Annotated in this window: 17 protein-coding genes; 9 read left to right on the top strand and 8 right to left on the bottom strand. The window is 72.6% G+C overall.

What is annotated here, in order from left to right:
- Positions 1-30: 30 nt before the first annotated feature.
- The 4 genes from IE250_RS21785 to IE250_RS21800 all read right to left on the bottom strand — a co-directional run bounded on the left by IE250_RS21785 (position 31) and on the right by IE250_RS21800 (position 4,937).
- Positions 31-1,359: an enolase C-terminal domain-like protein gene (locus IE250_RS21785; protein WP_189671403.1), complete on the bottom strand. Its 1,329-nt coding sequence runs from the start codon at positions 1,357-1,359 to the stop codon at positions 31-33.
- Complete coding sequence (locus tag IE250_RS21790) at positions 1,356-2,981, bottom strand: aldehyde dehydrogenase (NADP(+)) (protein WP_189671404.1); 1,626 nt, start codon at positions 2,979-2,981, stop codon at positions 1,356-1,358. Before IE250_RS21790 ends, IE250_RS21785 begins: the two co-directional genes overlap by 4 nt.
- Positions 2,978-3,916 (bottom strand): 5-dehydro-4-deoxyglucarate dehydratase, encoded by a 939-nt coding sequence (kdgD, locus tag IE250_RS21795; RefSeq protein ID WP_189671405.1) that lies wholly within the window; start codon positions 3,914-3,916, stop codon positions 2,978-2,980. The genes IE250_RS21790 and kdgD overlap by 4 nt, the downstream gene beginning before the upstream one ends.
- Before the next feature lie 136 nt (positions 3,917-4,052).
- On the bottom strand, positions 4,053-4,937 hold the full coding sequence (locus tag IE250_RS21800) for a LysR family transcriptional regulator (RefSeq protein WP_189671406.1): 885 nt from the start codon (positions 4,935-4,937) through the stop codon (positions 4,053-4,055).
- A gap of 117 nt (positions 4,938-5,054) precedes the next feature.
- On the opposite strand from IE250_RS21800, the gene IE250_RS21805 reads away from it, so the two are divergent.
- Genes IE250_RS21805 through IE250_RS21820 form a run of 4 tightly spaced genes read left to right on the top strand, consistent with a single transcriptional unit; the run spans position 5,055 to position 8,472 of the window.
- The gene (locus IE250_RS21805) at positions 5,055-6,074 is read left to right on the top strand and encodes a tripartite tricarboxylate transporter substrate binding protein (protein ID WP_189671407.1); all 1,020 of its coding nucleotides are present in this window, start codon (positions 5,055-5,057) and stop codon (positions 6,072-6,074) included.
- 6 nt (positions 6,075-6,080) lie between these two features.
- Positions 6,081-6,572 carry a tripartite tricarboxylate transporter TctB family protein gene (locus IE250_RS21810; RefSeq protein WP_189671408.1) on the top strand — a complete coding sequence of 164 codons (492 nt, stop codon included), beginning with the start codon at positions 6,081-6,083 and terminating at the stop codon, positions 6,570-6,572.
- Between the two features lie 11 nt (positions 6,573-6,583).
- Positions 6,584-8,080: a tripartite tricarboxylate transporter permease gene (locus tag IE250_RS21815; protein ID WP_189671409.1), complete on the top strand. Its 1,497-nt coding sequence runs from the start codon at positions 6,584-6,586 to the stop codon at positions 8,078-8,080.
- Positions 8,077-8,472 (top strand): universal stress protein, encoded by a 396-nt coding sequence (locus IE250_RS21820; RefSeq protein ID WP_189671410.1) that lies wholly within the window; start codon positions 8,077-8,079, stop codon positions 8,470-8,472. The genes IE250_RS21815 and IE250_RS21820 overlap by 4 nt, the downstream gene beginning before the upstream one ends.
- Here IE250_RS21820 and IE250_RS21825 read toward each other — a convergent pair.
- Positions 8,456-9,160, bottom strand: coding sequence for a FadR/GntR family transcriptional regulator (locus IE250_RS21825; RefSeq protein ID WP_189671411.1), 705 nt, complete (start codon positions 9,158-9,160; stop codon positions 8,456-8,458). The two genes, IE250_RS21820 and IE250_RS21825, sit on opposite strands and share 17 nt — an antisense overlap.
- A 15-nt stretch (positions 9,161-9,175) precedes the next feature.
- Positions 9,176-10,309: an L-talarate/galactarate dehydratase gene (locus tag IE250_RS21830; RefSeq protein ID WP_189671412.1), complete on the bottom strand. Its 1,134-nt coding sequence runs from the start codon at positions 10,307-10,309 to the stop codon at positions 9,176-9,178.
- 86 nt (positions 10,310-10,395) lie between these two features.
- Between IE250_RS21830 and IE250_RS21835 the strand changes: the two genes are divergently transcribed.
- The 5 genes from IE250_RS21835 (at position 10,396) to IE250_RS21855 (ending at position 13,899) form a co-directional block, all read left to right on the top strand.
- Positions 10,396-11,337, top strand: a complete 942-nt coding sequence (locus IE250_RS21835; protein ID WP_189671413.1) for an NAD-dependent epimerase/dehydratase family protein — start codon at positions 10,396-10,398, stop codon at positions 11,335-11,337.
- A 21-nt stretch (positions 11,338-11,358) separates the two neighbouring features.
- Positions 11,359-11,763: an ArsR/SmtB family transcription factor gene (locus IE250_RS21840; protein ID WP_189671414.1), complete on the top strand. Its 405-nt coding sequence runs from the start codon at positions 11,359-11,361 to the stop codon at positions 11,761-11,763.
- A complete protein-coding gene (locus tag IE250_RS21845) occupies positions 11,760-12,455 on the top strand; it encodes a cation diffusion facilitator family transporter (protein WP_189671415.1) in 696 nt (231 codons plus the stop codon). The genes IE250_RS21840 and IE250_RS21845 overlap by 4 nt, the downstream gene beginning before the upstream one ends.
- A complete protein-coding gene (locus tag IE250_RS21850; RefSeq protein ID WP_189671416.1) occupies positions 12,448-13,380 on the top strand; it encodes a cation diffusion facilitator family transporter in 933 nt (310 codons plus the stop codon). The genes IE250_RS21845 and IE250_RS21850 overlap by 8 nt, the downstream gene beginning before the upstream one ends.
- A gap of 87 nt (positions 13,381-13,467) precedes the next feature.
- Positions 13,468-13,899 (top strand): nitroreductase/quinone reductase family protein, encoded by a 432-nt coding sequence (locus tag IE250_RS21855; protein WP_229872685.1) that lies wholly within the window; start codon positions 13,468-13,470, stop codon positions 13,897-13,899.
- An 8-nt stretch (positions 13,900-13,907) separates the two neighbouring features.
- Here the strand turns inward: IE250_RS21855 and IE250_RS21860 are convergent, their stop codons facing one another.
- Together IE250_RS21860 and IE250_RS21865 are read right to left on the bottom strand one after the other, a co-directional pair.
- Positions 13,908-15,041 carry an epoxide hydrolase family protein gene (locus IE250_RS21860; RefSeq protein WP_189671417.1) on the bottom strand — a complete coding sequence of 378 codons (1,134 nt, stop codon included), beginning with the start codon at positions 15,039-15,041 and terminating at the stop codon, positions 13,908-13,910.
- Between the two features lie 255 nt (positions 15,042-15,296).
- Positions 15,297-16,574: an HNH endonuclease signature motif containing protein gene (locus tag IE250_RS21865; protein WP_229872686.1), complete on the bottom strand. Its 1,278-nt coding sequence runs from the start codon at positions 16,572-16,574 to the stop codon at positions 15,297-15,299.
- Positions 16,575-16,589: the final 15 nt, after the last annotated feature.

Here is a 16,589-nt window from a genome sequence, read left to right on the forward strand (position 1 = left end):
GCAGCAGACGCATGCTGAACGGAGGTCAGCTCATCGAACCAGGCACGGTCGCTTCGGGTCGAACTCCCACCCCTCAACCAGGTACTGCATTGCCATCGCGTCGTCCCGCGCCCCGAGCCCGTGCTCCAGGTAGAGCTCGTGCGCCCGGGCCAGGCGCTCGCGGTCCAGCTCGACGCCGAGCCCGGGCGTGGTCGGCACTCGGATCTCGCCGCCGGAGATCTGGGGCGGCGCCTTCGTCAGGCCTTGCCCGTCCTGCCAGATCCAGTGGGTGTCCAGCGCGGTGATCGTGCCGGGAGCGGCAGCGCCGACGTGCGTGAACATGGCCAGCGAGATGTCGAAGTGGTTGTTGGAGTGCGACCCCCAGGTCAGGCCGAACTCGTGGCAGAGCTGGGCCACGCGCACCGAGCCGGCCATGGTCCAGAAGTGCGGGTCCGCCAGCGGGATGTCGACGGCGCCCGCGCGCACGGCGTGCGCCATCTCGCGCCAGTCCGTGGCGATCATGTTGGTCGCGGTCGGCAGGCCCGTCGCCCGCCGGAACTCCGCCATGACCTCCCGGCCGGAGAACCGGCCCTCCGCGCCGCACGGGTCCTCGGCGTAGGCGACGACGCCGCGCATGCGCCTCCCCAGCCGGATCGCCTCGGCCAGCGGCCAGCCGCCGTTGGGGTCGAGCGTGATCCGGGCGTCGGGGAACCGCTCCTTGAGCGCGACGACGGTGTCGACCTCCAGGTCCCCGGCCTGCACGCCGCCCTTGAGCTTGAAGTCGGTGAAGCCGTAGCGCCTCTGGGCGGCCTCGGCGAGCCGCACGACGTCGTCGGGCGTGATGGCCTGCTCGCGGCGCAGCCGGCCCCACGCGTCGGAGTCGTCGTCCCCGCGCAGGTACGGCAGGTCGGTCGCACCCGGGTCGCCCACGTAGAAAAGGTAGCCGAGCATGGGCACGGCCTCCCGCTGGGCTCCGTCGCCGAGCAGCTCGGCCACCGGCAGGCCCAGGTCCTGACCGTGCAGGTCCAGCAGCGCGGACTCCAGGGCCGTGACCGCGTGCACGGTGGTGCGCAGGTCGAAGGTCTGCAGGCCGCGCCCGCCCGCGTCGCGGTCGGCGAAGGTCCGCGAGACCTCACGCAGCAGGCTGCGGTAGCGCGCCACCGGCTGCCCGACGACGAGCCGGCCGGCCTCCTCGATCGTGGCCCGGATCTTCTCCCCGCCGGGCACCTCTCCGAGCCCGGTCCGCCCGTCGGAGTCGGTGACGATCGCGATGTTCCGCGTGAAGAACGGGGCGTGCGCGCCGGACAGGTTCAGCAGCATCGAGTCGTGGCCCGCGACGGGCACCACCTCGACGCGGGCGATCGTGGGGTGGCCGGTCACCGGGCGGCCCCGCTCGGCTCGGGCTCCGTGGCGCCGAGCACGACGTCGAGAACCCCGTCCACCCGCCGCGTCAGGTGCCACGGGTTGTCCGACCGGACCGGCTCGGGGAGCAGGTACTCGGGCAGGTTCTGGTAGGCCACGGGGCGCAGGAACCGCTCGATCGCGAGCGTCCCCACGGAGGTGCCGCGGGCGTCCGACGTCGCGGGGAACGGGCCGCCGTGCACCATCGCGTGCCCCACCTCGACGCCGGTGGGCCAGCCGTTCGCGAGGATGCGGCCGGCGGTGCGCTCCAGGACGGGCAGCAGCCGGGCTGCGGTCTCCCGGTCGTCCTCGGTCAGGTGCAGCGTCACGGTGAGCTGCCCCTCCAGCCGCTCGACGGCGGACAGGAGCTCGTCGGCGTCGGCGTACCGGACCACCAGGGAGGCCGCGCCGAAGATCTCGGCCTGCAGCACCGGGTTGCTCAGCAGGGCCGGTACGGCGCTCGCGAACACGGCCGGTGCGGGGGCGTTGTGGGTGTCTCCGGGCGTACCCGCCCCGACGAGCCGAACGCCGTCCTGGGCCGCCAGCCTGTCGACGCCGTCCTGCCAGGCCTCGGCGATGCCGGCCGTGAGCATGGTCTGCCCGGCGGCAGCCGCGGCGGCGCGCCCCGCGGCCTCGACGAACGCGTCGCCCCGCGGGCCGCTCGGCACGAAGACGAGCCCGGGCGCGGTGCAGAGCTGGCCCGACGAGCCGGTCACCGACGTGAGGTACCCGGCGGCGAGCGCGTCGACGTCGCCGGCCAGGGCGCCGTCGAGCAGGATCGTCGGGTTGATCGAGCTCATCTCGGCGTAGACGGGGATCGGAACGGGGCGGGCGGCGGCCGCCGCGACGAGCGCGAGGCCGCCGCCGCGCGAGCCGGTGAAGCCGACCGCCTTGATCGCGGGGTCGGACACCAGGGCCTGGCCAACGGCGTTGCCCGGCCCGTAGACCAGGGAGAACACGCCCGGGTGCAGGCCGCACTGCGCGACGGCGTCGGCCACCGCGCGGCCCACGAGCTCGGCAGTGCCCGGGTGCGCGTTGTGCGCCTTGACGACCACGGGGCAGCCCGCCGCGAGCGCCGAGGCGGTGTCGCCGCCCGCGGTGGAGAAGGCGAGCGGGAAGTTGCTCGCGCCGAACACCGCGACTGGCCCGAGCGGCACCTTGCGCTGCCGGATGTCGGCGCGGGGCAGGGGAGTGCGGTCCGGCAGGGCCGGGTCGATCCGCACGCCGCGGTGGTCGCCCTGGCGCACCACCTGCGCGAACAGGCGGAGCTGGCCGGTGGTGCGGGCGACCTCGCCCGTCAGGCGCGCCGCCGGGAGGCCGGTCTCCCGCATGGCCCGCGCGACCACGTCGGGCGCCAGGGCGTCGATGTTCGCCGCTACCTGCTCCAGGAAACGCGCGTGGGGCTCGGGCGCGAGAGTGGAGAAGGTTGCGAAGGCCTCCTGCGCGGCCGCGGTCGCCTGGGCGACCTGCGCGTCGTCGAGTAGGGAGTAGGCGGGTTCGAGCGCCTGGGCGGTCGCCGGATCCTGCCCGGCGACGGTGCCGGCGGTGCCCGCCAGGGGCGCTCCGGCGACGATCGAGTGGCCCGTGAGCTCGGTGGTCATCGCAGGTCTCCTTCGGGGTGGACGTCGGCGGTCTTGATCAGTGTGCTGAGGTCCGCGAGGTCCTGGGCGGTGAGGTCCTGCAGGGGTGCGCGCACGCTGCCCATGTCGCGGCCCACGGCCTTCATGCCGCCCTTGACGATGGACACGCCGTACCCCTTGGCGCGGTCGCGGATGTCGAGGTAGGGCAGCACGAAACGGCTGAGCTTCTCGGTGACGGCCGCGTGGTCCAGGCTGCGGACGTCGCGGTAGAACGCGAGGGCGAACTCGGGCACGAAGTTGTACATGGCCGAGGAGTAGGTGCTCATGCCGAGCTGCAGGAGCGGCAGGGCGAAGGTCTCCGCGGTGGGCAGCCCGCCCAGGTAGAAAAGCCGGTCCCCGTTCAGGACGGTGACGTGGGTGAGCTGCTCGATGTCGCCGATAGCGTCCTTGAACCCGATGAAGTTGGGGTGCCGCTCGGCCAGCCGCGCCACGGTCTGCGCCGAGTACACGGCGTTGCCGCGGTTGTAGACGATCACCCCGAGGCTCGTGGACCCGCACACGGCCGAGGCGTGCTCCAGCAGCCCGTCCTGGTCGCACTCGGTCAGGTACGGGGGCAGCAGGAGGAGCCCTTCGGCGCCGGCGGCCTCGGCGGCCCGCGCGTTCTGGATCGCCTGGGCGGTGTTGCCGCCCGCGCTGCCGAGCACCGGGGTGCGTCCGGCGGCGGTCTCGACGGCGAGCCGCACCACGCGGGCCGACTCCTCGGGCGTCAGGCTGAAGCCCTCGCCCGTGCCGCCCGCGGCGAAGAGGCCGCCGATCTGAAAGCTCGACTGCCAGTCGATGTGGTCGCGGTACCGCTCCTCGTCGATCTCCCCGTCCCCGCCGAACGGGGTGACGGGGAACGACAGCAGCCCGTCCTTGAGGGCGACGGCGAGCTCCTGGGGTGCATACGTGGCCAAGGGGGCCCCTCCTGTGACAGACGTCGGCGACGGCGTGCTGGTCCGGCTGGTTCGGCTGGTTGGCGCCAACCTAAGAACCTCCGACGATGCCTGTCCAAGCCCGATGTTGCATCGGGTCATGCCTCGGGTGCATCGATCAGTCGTGGACCCGGTGCAGGAAGCGCAGGAACTCGCGCAGCGCCGGGTTCTTCGAGTCCCGGTTCCAGATGGCGTGCAGCTCGACGACGCCGTGCGGCACGTCTCCGAGCTCGAGGAGCGTCACACCGGGCAGGCCCAGGAGGCGGGCCGACTCGGGGACGAACGCCACGCCGCGTCCCGCTGCCACCAGCGAGCACATGGTCAGGATCTGGCTGACGACGTGCACGACGTTCGAGTGCTCGACGGCGATGTACCGCACCACCATGTCGTGGAAGTACCGGGCCTTGGTGGGGTGGTGCCCCACGACCGGCTGGTCGCGCAGGTCGGCGACGGCGACCGGCCGGTCCAGCCGGGCGAGCGGGTGCCCGTTGGGCACGGCCAGGACGAGGTCCTCCGACAGCAGGAGCCGGGAGTCGAAGCTCTCCTGGTCGAACGGCGGCCGGCCGAGCGCCAGGTCGAGCTCGCCGCGGCGGATCGCCTCGATCTGCTCGACGGTGACGAGCTCCTGCAGGTCGAGGTCCACGTCGGGCATGAACTCGGCGATCTCCTGGACGAGCGTGCCCAGGAGGCTGAACCCCGACGCCGCGGTGAAGCCGAGGCGCAGCACGCCCGCCCGGCCCGCGGCGATCTTCCGGGCCAGCGCGGGGGCGGCGTCGGCCGCGGTGAGGAGGCGGCGGGCCTCCTCGAGGAACACGCCGCCGGCCGTCGTCAGCTCGACGTGGCGGTTGTCGCGTTCGAGCAGCGCCACCCCGACGGCGCGCTCGAGCTTCTGCACCTGGCGGCTCAGCGGGGGCTGGGTCATGTTGAGCCGTTCGGCGGCGCGGCCGAAGTGGAGCTCCTCCGCCACGGCCAAGAAGCAGCGGACCTGGTCGAGGGTGTACACGATGCCTTCCGAGAATCAAGCAATGCAGTAAGAGGCTTAGACAGGCATCGTATGGGGTTCTTATGCTCAACGCCCGACCGGGATATGCCATTTGAGATCTCAACGAGGAGAGCCGTCATGACCACTCCTGCCCGCCGAACCCTGCGCACCAGCAGGGCTTTCCTGGGTGCCACCGCCGCAGCCGCCGCCTTGACCCTCGCCGCGTGCGGCGGGAACGTGGGCGGCGGAGGAGACGCCGCGGGGTCCGACTTCCCGACCGGCCCCGTGACCATCACCGTGGGTCAGGACGCCGGCGGCTCCACCGACCTGATCGCCCGCGCGGTCGCCGAGGGCATGGCCGAGGACCTCGGCGTGTCCGTCCCCGTGGTCAACCGAGCGGGGGCCAACGGCGCGCTGGCCACCGAGGAGGTCGCGGGCAAGCCCGCCGACGGGTACGAGCTGGTGCTGCTCAACGCGTCCCTGATCACGATCACGCCACTGGCCGTGTCCGAGGACGAGGCGGTGGACCTGGCCGACCTGGAGGTGCTCAAGGGACTCTCGCAGGACGACTACGTGCTGCTCGCCAGCAAGGAGTCCGGGTTCGAGAACCTGGACGACCTGAAGGACGCGTCCGGCGACATCAAGTACGGCACCACCGGCGTGGGCACCGGCTCGCAGCTCGCGCAGGCCGCCCTGTTCGCGCAGGCGGAGATCGAAGGCACCGCCGTCCCGTTCGACTCCGGGTCGCCCGCGCTCACCGCCGTCGTCGGCGACCAGGTGCAGGTGGCCACGGTGCAGCTCGGCGAGGCCAAGCCGCAGATCGACGCCGGGAACGTGGTGCCGCTGCTGGCGTTCTCCGCCGAGCGCAACCAGTTCCTGCCCGACGTGCCGACCGCCGTCGAGGAGGGCTACGACGTGCCCGTCTCGCAGTACCGTGCGGTCGCCGCCCCGAAGGGCCTGCCGGAGGACGTCAAGGCCCGGCTCGTGGAGGCGATCGACGCGGCCATCGCCTCGGACGCCTACGCGTCGTTCAACGAGAACAACCTCCTCACGCCGCACGAGATCTCGGGCGAAGAAGTCACCACCGAGTGGACCGAGCTCGCGGAGAGGTACCAGGCGCTCACCGAGGAGTACGACATCAGCCTCGCGGAAGGCTGAGCGGGCGTGGAGACGACAGCAGCCGGGCCGGTCGAGGCCTGGGCCGACGACACGGCGCCGCCCGCGGGCCCGGTGGCGAACCTCGCCGCCTGCCTGGTGACCGCCGCGGTCGGCGTCGCCGGCGCGGTGGGGGCGATGGCTCTGGGCCTCGGCACGCTGACGCGGCCGGGGGCGGGGCTGTGGCCGCTGGCGATCAGCGTCGCCGTCGTCGTGCTGTCCCTCGCGCAGGTCCTGATCGGACGACGGGGCGGCGACGGCGAGAAGTTCTCCCGCTACTCGTTGCTCTCCCTGGCCGGCCTCGTGACCCTCCTGGGGCTGGTCGCGCTGCTCCCGGTGATCGGGTTCGAGATCCCCGCCCTGCTGCTGAGCCTCGTCTGGATGAAGTTCCTCGGCGGTGAGTCCTGGCGCTCGGCGGCCGGGTACTCGGTGCTCGTCGTGGGCGTGCTCTACGGGGTCTTCGTCGGGGCGCTCGGCACCAACGTCCCGCACCTCTTCTAAGGGAACCGCACGTGGAATCGCTGCAGAACGTCGCCGCCGGCTTCGCCGTCGTGCTGGAACCGACGAACCTCCTGTACTGCCTCGTCGGGGTGGTCATCGGCATGCTCATCGGGGTGCTGCCGGGCCTCGGCCCGGCCGCCACCATCGCCATCCTGCTCCCGCTCACGTACGGCGTGGAGCCGGTCACCGCGATCATCATGCTCGCCGGGATCTTCTACGGCGCCCAGTACGGCGGCACCATCACCTCGGTGCTGCTCCGCCTGCCCGGCGAGGCGAGCTCCGTGGTCACCGTCCTGGACGGGCACGCGCTCGCCCGGCAGGGACGGGCGGGCACCGCGCTCGGCGTCGCCGCCGTCGGCTCCTTCGTGGGCGGCACCGTCGCGATCATCGGGCTGACCTTCCTCGCGCCGCTCGTGGCGGGCTTCGCCCTAGACTTCGGGCCGCCCGAGTACGCCGCGCTCGCGCTGCTGGGCATCCTCCTGGTCTCGACCATCGCGTCCGGCGCCAAGGTCAAGGCGCTGATCGCGGCGGCCATCGGGCTGCTGCTGGCCACGGTCGGGCGCGACGCCTTCACCGGCGCCGAACGCTTCACGTTCGACAGCCTGAGCCTGGCCGACGGCATCGACTTCGTCCCCGTCGCCATGGGCCTGTTCGGCCTCGGCGAGATCCTCTACAACCTCGAGGATCGGCACCGCGCGGTGCAGGCGCCGGGCAAGGTGGCCAACGTCTGGCCCTCCCGCAAGGACCTGCGGGAGTCCTCCGGCGCCGTGACCCGCGGGTCCGTGCTCGGGTTCTTCCTCGGCATCCTGCCCGGCGGCGGCGCGACCATCGCCTCCATGGCCGCCTACGCGGCCGAGAAGAAGCGCGCCAAGGACCCGAGCCGCTTCGGCAAGGGCGCCATCGAGGGCGTCGCCGGCCCGGAGACGGCGAACAACGCCGCCGCCACCAGCTCGTTCATCCCGCTGCTCACCCTCGGCATCCCCGCGAACGCCACCATGGCGCTCATGTTCGGCGCGCTCCTCATCCAGGGCATCACGCCCGGCCCGCAGCTCGTGACCGAGCACCCCGAGCTGTTCTGGGGCGTCGTCAACTCGATGTACATCGGCAACGTGCTGCTGCTGATCATGTCGATCCCGCTGGTCGGCGTCTTCGTCCGCATCCTGCGCGTGCGATCGGCGATCCTCGCGCCGGTCACCGCGCTGATCACGATGATCGGCGCCTACACGATCAACAGCTCCGTGTTCGACGTGCTGCTGGTCGTCGTCTTCGGAGCCATCGGCTACCTGATGAAGAAGTTCGGCTTCGAGCCGGGACCGCTCGTCCTGGCGTTCGTGCTCGGCTCCCTCCTGGAGTCCAGCCTGCGGCGCTCGCTGCTGATGTTCGACGGATCCGCCGTCGGCTTCTTCACCCGGCCCATCTCCGCGACCCTGCTGGTGGTGTTCGTGGTGGTGGCCGTGCTGCCCCTGCTCCGGGCGCCCGTGAAGAACCGAGAGGAAGAGTCAGTATGAGCATCGTCGTTGGCTACGTCCCGACGCCGGCGGGGGAGGCCGCCGTGCGGGTGGCGATCACCGAGGCCGGGCTCCGGGGTGAGAACCTCCTGGTCGTCAACTCGGCGCGGGAGGGCTCGCTCGTGGAGACCACCGTCGCCACGGACGAGGACCTCGACCGGGTGCTGGCGCAGGCCGCGCAGGCCGGGGTGTCGACAGAGGTGGTGCGCGGCACCCACCGCGACGACTTCACCGACGAGATCCTCGACCTGGCCGAGAAGCACGACGCCTCGCTGATCGTGATCGGCCTGCGCCGGCGCAGCACGGTGGGAAAGTTCATCATGGGCTCGGTGGCGCAGCGCATCCTGCTGCAGTCGGAGCAGCCGGTGCTGGCGGTCAAGCCCCCGCGGTAGCCGTCCCGCCCCCGCCGGACTCCTGCATGAGGCGGCGCCGCGAGCCCGCCAGATGGACCCGCATCGCCGCCGCGGCGGCGAGCGGGTCCTGCGCTTCCAGCGCGGCGAGCACGGCACGGTGCTCCTGCACGACGGCGGTGAAGCGCCCGCCGTCGTGCAGGTCCAGCCGGCCGCGCGGCATGGCGATCATCTGGGGGCCGAGCCGGTCAAGGGCCTCCAGCAGGAACCGGTTGGCCGCGGCCTCGGCCACGAGCCGGTGGAAGGCGAAGTCGTGCTGCATGGCCGTGGCCGGGTGCCCGTCCGACGACGCCAGGGCGTCGAGGCGGTCGGCCAGCGCCGCGAGCTGGGCGGGCGTGCGCCGGGTGGCGGCGAGCGCGGCGGCCTCGGCCTCCAGCGCCAGCCGGTACTCGACCAGGGCGAGCCGGTCCTCCAGGGACCGGGTCAGCGGCGGTGCGCCGTCGGCGTCGTCGGCCGGCGGGGTCAGGGCGTAGCTGCCGCTGCCCCGCCGGGTGTGGACCAGGCCCTCGAGGTTCAGGCGGGCGATCGCCTCGCGGACCACGGTGCGGCTGACCCGGTGCTCGGCCGCGAGCCGCGGCTCGCTGGGCAGCTTCTCGCCAGGGGCGATCTCGCCGTTGACGATGCGGGTCCGCAGGGTCTCCACCAGGGTGCCGCTCAGCGTCTGGGCCATGTGCTCATGCTTCCATCACAGCGGACCGAAGACCGCGCTGTCCGTGGTCCAGGCGCGCGCCTGCTCGCTGAGGGTCACCCCGAGGCCGGGGCGGTCGGGGACGAGCATGCGGCCGTCCTTGGTCTCCAGGCGCTCGTCGAACAGCGGGTCGAGCCAGTCGAAGTGCTCCACCCAGGGTTCGCGCGGGTAGGTCGCGGCCAGGTGGAGGTGGATCTCCATCGCGAAGTGCGGCGCGAGGTCCAGCCCGGCCTGGTCGGCGAGCGTGAGCAGGCGCAGGAACTGCGTGATACCGCCGACACGCGGGGCGTCCGGCTGGATGATGTCGCACGCGCGGGTGGCGATGAGGCGCTCGTGCTCGGACACCGAGGCGAGCATCTCGCCGGTGGCGACGGGGGTGTCCAGGGCGGCGGCGAGGGCGGCGTGGCCCTCGGCGTCGTAGGCGTCCAGCGGCTCCTCGATCCACACGAGGTCGTACTCCTCCAGGCGCCGGCCCATGCGCAGGGCGGTGCTGCGGTCCCACTGCTGGTTGGCGTCGACCATGAGCGGGACGTCGGGGCCGATGTGCTCGCGGACGGCGGCGACGCGGGCCAGGTCCTTGGCGCCGTCGGGCAGGCCGACCTTGATCTTGATGCCGCCGATCCCGTCGGCGATGGACTGGCTCGCGCGCTCCTTGACCTCCTCGATGCTCGCGTTCAGGAAGCCGCCGGAGGTGTTGTAGGTGCGCACGGAGTCGCGGTGCGCGCCGAGCAGCTTGGCCAGCGGCAGGCCCGCACGCTTGGCCTTGAGGTCGTACAGCGCGATGTCGATGGCGGCCAGCGCCTGGGTCGCCACGCCGGAGCGGCCGACCGACGCGCCCGCCCACAGCAACTTCGTGTAGAGCCTGGCGATGTCGTTGGGGTCCTCGCCGACGGCGGTCTGCGCCACCTCCTTCGCGTGCGCGTACTGGGCGGGGCCCCCGGCGCGCTTGGAGTAGGAGAAGCCGAGGCCCTCGAACCCCTGCTCCGTGGAGATCTCCGCGAACAGGAAGACGACCTCGGTCATGGGCTTCTGTCGGCCGGTGAAGACCTTGGCGTCGGAGATGGCGGTGGCCAGGGGGAGCGTGACCGTGGAGAGCTTCACGGTCCGGATGGCGTCGGGCTGGTAGGTCATGGCGCTCCTTCGCGACGGGGGCTTGTGCGTCAGTAATCATACAAGTTAGCAACCTGTATGACGAATATGGATGACACCCTGAGCCAATGACCTCCCACATCGTCCTCGGCGCCGGACCCGTCGGCGCCGCGCTCGCACTCCGGCTCGCCCAGGCCGGGCGCACGGTCACGGTGGTGACCCGCTCGGGCAGCGGTCCGCAGCACGCCCGCATCGAGCGGCTCGCCCTGGACGCCACGAATGCCACGGCGCTCGCGGACGCCGCGCGCGGCGCGAAGGTGCTGTACAACTGCGCGAACCCCGGTTCGTACCAGGTGTGGGAGGAACGGTGGCCCCCGCTGGCCGCGGCGGTGCTGCGCGCGGCCGAGGTCTCCGGCGCGGTGCTCGTGACGCTGAGCAACCTCTACGGCTACGGCCCTGTCGACGGGCAGATGACCCGGGACCTGCCGCTCCGGCCGTCGGACCACAAGGGCGAGCTCCGGGCGCGGCTGTGGCGGGACGCGCTCGCCGCGCACAGCGCGGGGCGGGTGCGTGTCACGGAGGCGCGCGCCTCGGACTACATCGGGCCGACCGTCCCCGCGTCGCACGGCCTGCTGCCCATGTACGCGGCGGCCACGCTCGCCGGAAAACCGGCGTCCGTGATGGCCGACCCGGACCAGCCGCACACCTGGACCGCCGTCGACGACGTCGCCGCGACCCTCATCGCGCTCGGCGCGGACGACCGGGCCTGGGGCTCGGCGTGGCTCGTCCCGTCGAACCCGCCCGCGACCGTCCGCGAGGTGCTGCGCGAGCTGGGGGCGCGGGTCGGTGCGGGCGAGCCGCGGCTGCGCCGGGTGCCGCGCGTCGTGCTGCGTGCCGGGAGCGTCGCGGTGCCGCTCCTGCGGGAGGCGCTGGGCGTGCTGTACCAGTTCGACCGGCCGTTCGTCGTGGACGCCGCGGAGACCAGCAGCGTGTTCGGCGTCCGGCCGACGCCGTGGGCGAGGGTCCTGGACGCGACGGCGCCCGCGTGGCATGCCCGCGCGGTGGCGTAGTAGGGCTGCTAGCATCGCCATATGGCGATGACAGAGACGATAGTCGATCCAGCCCCGGACGGCCCAGAGGCGATGGCGGTGGCGGCCTGCCTGTTCCACGGGTTCTCGGACCCGTCGCGGCTCGCGATCCTGCGCCACCTTGCCCTGGGTGAGCACCGCGTGGTCGATCTCACCGGACACCTGGGCCTCGCGCAGTCGACGGTGTCCAAGCACCTGGCCTGCCTGCGGGACTGCGGGCTCGTCGAGTCCCGGCCCCAGGGTCGGGCGTCCGTGTTCTCGCTGACCCATCCCGAGGCGACGCTCGCGGTGCTCGAGTCCGCAGAGCGGCTGCTCGGCCTGACCGGCGACGCCGTGGCGCTGTGCCCGGTGTACGGGGTCGACGGTTCCGCAGCACACGCCGCGGGGCCGGAGGTGGCGTCATCGTGAGTACGACGCCGCGGCCGGGGGCGCATGCGGATGCGCTGACGACGGAGCGGCTGACGCGCCGGGGTCTGCGGCTGGCCCAGTTCACGGTCGCCTACAACGTGGTCGAGGGTGTCGTGGCGATCATCGCCGGCGTCCTGGCCGGGCTGGTCTCGGTGATCGGGTTCGGCATCGACTCGGGGATCGAGTCGATCTCGGCCGTTCTGGTGGGGCTGCGCCTGTCCGCCCGCCTACGGCACGGCGAGGCCGACGAGCGCAAGGAGCGGATCACGCTGCGGCTCGTCGCGATCACGTTCTTCCTGCTGGCCGGGTACGTCACCGTCGAGGGCATCCGCAGCCTCGTGGTCGGCGAGACGCCCGAGAGCTCACCGCTCGCGGTCGGGCTCCTGATCGCGTCGCTGATTGTCATGCCCCTGCTGGCCGAGGCCAAGCGCCGCGTCGGCGTGGCCCTGGCCGACCCGCTGATCCTGGCCGACGCCGCCGAGACCCGGATCTGCGTCCTGCTGTCCGTGTCCACGCTGCTCGGCCTGGTGGTCTTCGCGCTGACGGGCGCCGGCTGGGTCGACGCGGTGGCCGGGTTCGTCATCGCGGCGTTCGCCGTCCACGAGGGCCGCGAGGCGTGGGAGGGCGAGCTGGAGCACGACCACGACCACGACCACCATGCCGACCACAGCGAGGCTGCAGCCCATGACTGACCACCAGCATCACCACGGTGCCCCCGGCGAGCCGGGCGCACCGGGCAACCGGCGGCGGCTGGCCGTCGCGTTCGGGATCACGGCGGCGGTCTTCGTGGCCCAGGCAGTCGGCGCCCTGCTCACGGGAAGCCTTGCGCTCCTGGTCGACACCGCGCACATGCTCACCGACGTGGCGGGCCTCGCCATCGCGCTGGGCGCCGCCTCGCTCGCGCTGCGGCCGCCGTCGCCCCGCCGGACCTGGGGGTTCCGGCGCGCGGAGGTCCTGGCCGCGCTGGCCCAGGCCGCCGTCCTGCTCGCCGTGGGCGTCTACGCCGTGGTCGAGGGCATGAGCCGGCTGGCCGGTCCGCCGCATCCGCCCGGGCCGGGCCTGCTGGTCTTCGGCATCGTGGGCCTGGTGGGCAACGTCGTGGCTCTGCTGGTGCTGGCCGGCGGGAGGTCGGCGTCGCTCAACCTGCGCGCGGCGTTCCTGGAGGTGGTGAACGACGCGCTCGGGTCCGTGGCGGTGATCGTGGCAGCCGTCGTCATCGCTACCACCGGGTGGCAGCGGGCCGACGCCGTCGCCGGACTGGCCATAGCGATCCTGATCCTGCCGCGGGCGGTCCGGCTCCTGGCCGACTCCGCCAGCGTGCTGCTGGAGTCCACCCCGCCCGGGATGGACCTCGAGGAGGTCCGGGCCCGGCTGCTGGAGGTGGAGAACGTGGAGGAGGTCCATGACCTGCACGCATCCCTGGTGGCCACGGGCCTGCCGGTCCTCAGCGCACACGTCGTGGTGCGTGACGCCTGCTTCCGGAACGGGCAGGCGCCGCCAGTCCTCGACGCTCTGCAGGCCTGTGTCGCCACGCAGTTCGACGTGCCCGTGGAGCACTCGACCTTCCAGCTCGAGCCCGCCGAGCATGCCCGCCACGAGGCGCCGACGCATGCGTGACTCCCGTTGTCTATCCGGACGGACCCCAAGGGGGTAATGTCCGGTTTCGTCGGCCGGGCCGGCCGACGGAGGCATGAGGAGGACGAGATGGCAGACATGAACACCGACATCATCGAGGCGTTCCGCGCGAACGCGGGCGTGCTGGGCGCCGACGTCGCCGGCGGATACTTCGACGGCAAGCGACTGGTGCTCCTGCACCACGTCGGGCGGGTCAGCGGCAAGGAGTACGTGACGCCCCTCGTGGCCGCGACCGACGGCGACGCCTACGTCCTCGTCGGCTCGATGGCCGGTGCGCCCAAGGACCCGGCCTGGGTCGCGAACGTCGAGGACGGTCCGGGCGAGACCACCATCGAGGTCGGGGACCAGACCGTGGGTGTCGCCACCACGGTGGTGCGCCCGACGGCTCCCGAGTGGGAGCGGCTGTACGGCATCTGGGCCGAGTACTGGCCGGCCGCCAAGGAGTACGAGACCCAGACCGACCGCAAGTTCCCGGTCATCGTGCTCGAGCCCAAGGCCTGACCACCGGCTCAGCCTTCGCTCGCCGTCGAGCGGACGAAATCCCGCACGCGCGCCGCCATCTGCTCGGGCACCTCGGCAACCGTGAAGTGCCCGCCCTCCTCCAGGCGGTCGAACACGCGCAGGTCGAGGTAATGGCGGCGCGCGAGTGACTCGGGATACGTCGCCTCGTGACGCTGGATGAACACCGCGGCGGGCACCGTCGTCGGCGGGATCGGGCCGGGCTGGTCGGCGCCCTCGTAGTACGGGCGGAACGACGACCCGATCGTCTGGGTGGCCCAGTAGATGGTCGCCTCGGTGAGGATGCGGTCCCGCGAGATGCGCCGCTCGACCGCGCGCGGGTCGCCGGGCGGGGTGTCGCTCCACTCGACGAGCTTCTCGGCCAGCCACGCCAGCAGCCCGGCGGGGGAGTCGTTCAGGGCGGCCGCGAGCGTGTCGGGCCGGGTGGCCTGCACGTGGCCGTAGGCGCCGTCCGACTGGTGCTTCGCGGCGATGTCGTCGAAGAACTTCTTGGCGGCCGGGTCGTCGAGGGCGGCACGCTCCTCGGTGGTGGGGAAGTGCGCGTGCGTGGCGACTATGCCCGCCACCCGCTCGGGGTAGCGGGCCGCGATGAGGTCGCTGACGTTGGCCGTGACGTCCTCCCCGTACGTGAAGTACCGCTCGTAGCCGAGCACGTCCGCCATGAGCGCATGCATCGTGGCGGCCAGCCGCGTCTCCGACATCTCGCCCGTCGCGTAGGGCGCGGAGAATCCGAACCCGGGCAGGCTCGCGACCACGACGTGGAAGTCGGGCAGCAGGTCGGCGAAGTCGAGCTGCAGGGCGAACGTGTGCGGCCAGCCGTGCAGCACCAGGAGCGCTGGGGCGTCGGCCCGAGCCGACCGCAGATGGACGAAGTGCACGGCGGCATCGCCGATCTCGGCGATGAACTGCGGATGCTTGTTCAGCCACGCTTCACGCGCCCGCCAGTCCCAGGCGATCCACGTGTCGACGAGCTCGCGCAGGTAGGCGGCGGACATGCCCGACGCCGGCCGCCGGGGCGAGTCGTCGGGGATCCTGCTGCGCGCCAGGCGGTCGCGCAGGTCGGTGAGGACCTGGTCGGGGACGTGAACTGTGAAAGGGCGTGGCTCGCCGGCGGGCTTGCTCATGGAGGTGACGCTATGCCGAGCCACTGACATGAAGCGGGACGTCGCTCAGAACGGTGGTCGGTCGGGGTCGGCGGGTCGGTTCGGGTCACTCGGTACAGCTCCGGGTTCGGTCTGCCTGTAGCCGCTGGGCAGGCGGCGGCCGGTCAGGGCTCGGTGGGTGAGGTCGTAGCTGGTGTCGGGGTCGACCTGGTCGATCTCGACGTGGGTGTCCAGCACGGTCGGCGGGCGCGTGTGAGTCCGGCCGGTGGGGGTGGTTCAGGTCGTGACTCCGGTCTCGGGGTCGCGCACGACGCCCCAGCCCGCGTGGGTCTTGAGAAGGTGATGCCTGCGGCACAGCGGTTGCAGGTTGTCGGCGCGCGTCTGTCCCGGCCTGCTGGACCCGAGCGCCATGGGGTCGAGGTCATGGTCGAACGGCACGATGTGGTCCAGGTCGTCCCAGTCCGCGGGATGCTCGCACTGCAGGAAACCGCACGTCTGGTCCCGGGCTGTCACCGCCTGGCGCAGCACTTTGCCGGGCCGGTAGGCCGTGGTCGAGTAGTCGGTCAGGATCCCGGTGGCCGGGTCGGTGAGCAGGCGCTGCCAGGTCGCGTCGGTGGCGAGGTGCGCGGCGAGATCCGCGGTGACGGGTCCGAACCCGTCCAGGTCGCCGGGCGAGTCGTCCAGGCCCAGGAGCGTGCTGGCCGGAACGGTAACCCGCACCACGGGCCGGGTAGGCGTCACCCGCACGAGCTGCACCGTTTCCTTGATGACGGGCGCTCGACCGCCACACGTGCGCACCTGGCCGGTCGTCGTGTGGTCGTCGGCCTCGGTGCTCCTGTCGCTCGTGGCGCCCGGGTCGGTGAATCGGTCGGCGGGCAGGAGGCGGCCGGTGACGATCCCGGTCAGGCAGTCCGCGCGGAGCTGTCCCAGGTCGCGACCCTCGTCCGGGGTGCGTTGCAGCTGGCGGGCCATGTCGTCCACGATGCCCCAGACGGCCGCGGCGTCGGCCGCGGGGAGGTAGGCCGACAGCCAGCCCATGTCGTTCTCCGCACGGTCGAGCTGGACGCAGCGGTGCTGGGCCGCGGCCCGTGCGGCGTCGGCTGCCCCGTGGCGGGACTTGGCGAAGGCGAGCATCCGGGACTGCAACCACTTCCAGGTGCGCCGGGGCGCGTGGGGCAGGAACCGGGCGATCGCCTCGGCCCGCTCGGCCACGGTCAGGTGGGAGGCGGAGCGCAGCAGGGTATGGGCCTTCCTCGCGTCGATCCGCCCCGTCTCCAGCGCGGTGATCACGGTGGGGTGCTGCGCGCCGGACTCGGCGCGGACCACGACCTCGGCCGCTTCCGCGCCGGTGACCACCAGCTCGCTGGTGACCTGTCCCACCAGCGAGCTGTGGGCCAGCGGGCTGGTCTCCCGGGCGGCGCGCTCGGCCACGGCTCGTGCTTGCGTACCGGCCATCCAAGACTGCAGGCGTCCACAGGCGGTGACCAGGTCACCAAGTACGTCGTCGGGCAGGTCGCCCAGCAGCTCTGCGTCCGGGCGTGCGGCCTCGGCCACCACCCGCGCCAGCTC

It is taken from the genome of Promicromonospora soli, from assembly GCF_014653785.1.
GTDB classification, from domain to species: domain Bacteria; phylum Actinomycetota; class Actinomycetes; order Actinomycetales; family Cellulomonadaceae; genus Promicromonospora; species Promicromonospora soli.

Excerpts from the sequence above, each read along its gene's own strand:
- IE250_RS21790 (WP_189671404.1), bottom strand. The coding sequence starts at position 2,981 with ATGACCACCGAGCTCACGGGCCACTCGATCGTCGCCGGAGCGCCCCTG.
- IE250_RS21805 (WP_189671407.1), top strand. The coding sequence starts at position 5,055 with ATGACCACTCCTGCCCGCCGAACCCTGCGCACCAGCAGGGCTTTCCTG.
- IE250_RS21820 (WP_189671410.1), top strand. The coding sequence starts at position 8,077 with ATGAGCATCGTCGTTGGCTACGTCCCGACGCCGGCGGGGGAGGCCGCC.
- IE250_RS21825 (WP_189671411.1), bottom strand. The coding sequence starts at position 9,160 with ATGGCCCAGACGCTGAGCGGCACCCTGGTGGAGACCCTGCGGACCCGC.
- IE250_RS21830 (WP_189671412.1), bottom strand. The coding sequence starts at position 10,309 with ATGACCTACCAGCCCGACGCCATCCGGACCGTGAAGCTCTCCACGGTC.
- IE250_RS21835 (WP_189671413.1), top strand. The coding sequence starts at position 10,396 with ATGACCTCCCACATCGTCCTCGGCGCCGGACCCGTCGGCGCCGCGCTC.
- IE250_RS21840 (WP_189671414.1), top strand. The coding sequence starts at position 11,359 with ATGGCGATGACAGAGACGATAGTCGATCCAGCCCCGGACGGCCCAGAG.
- IE250_RS21850 (WP_189671416.1), top strand. The coding sequence starts at position 12,448 with ATGACTGACCACCAGCATCACCACGGTGCCCCCGGCGAGCCGGGCGCA.
- IE250_RS21855 (WP_229872685.1), top strand. The coding sequence starts at position 13,468 with ATGGCAGACATGAACACCGACATCATCGAGGCGTTCCGCGCGAACGCG.
- IE250_RS21860 (WP_189671417.1), bottom strand. The coding sequence starts at position 15,041 with ATGAGCAAGCCCGCCGGCGAGCCACGCCCTTTCACAGTTCACGTCCCC.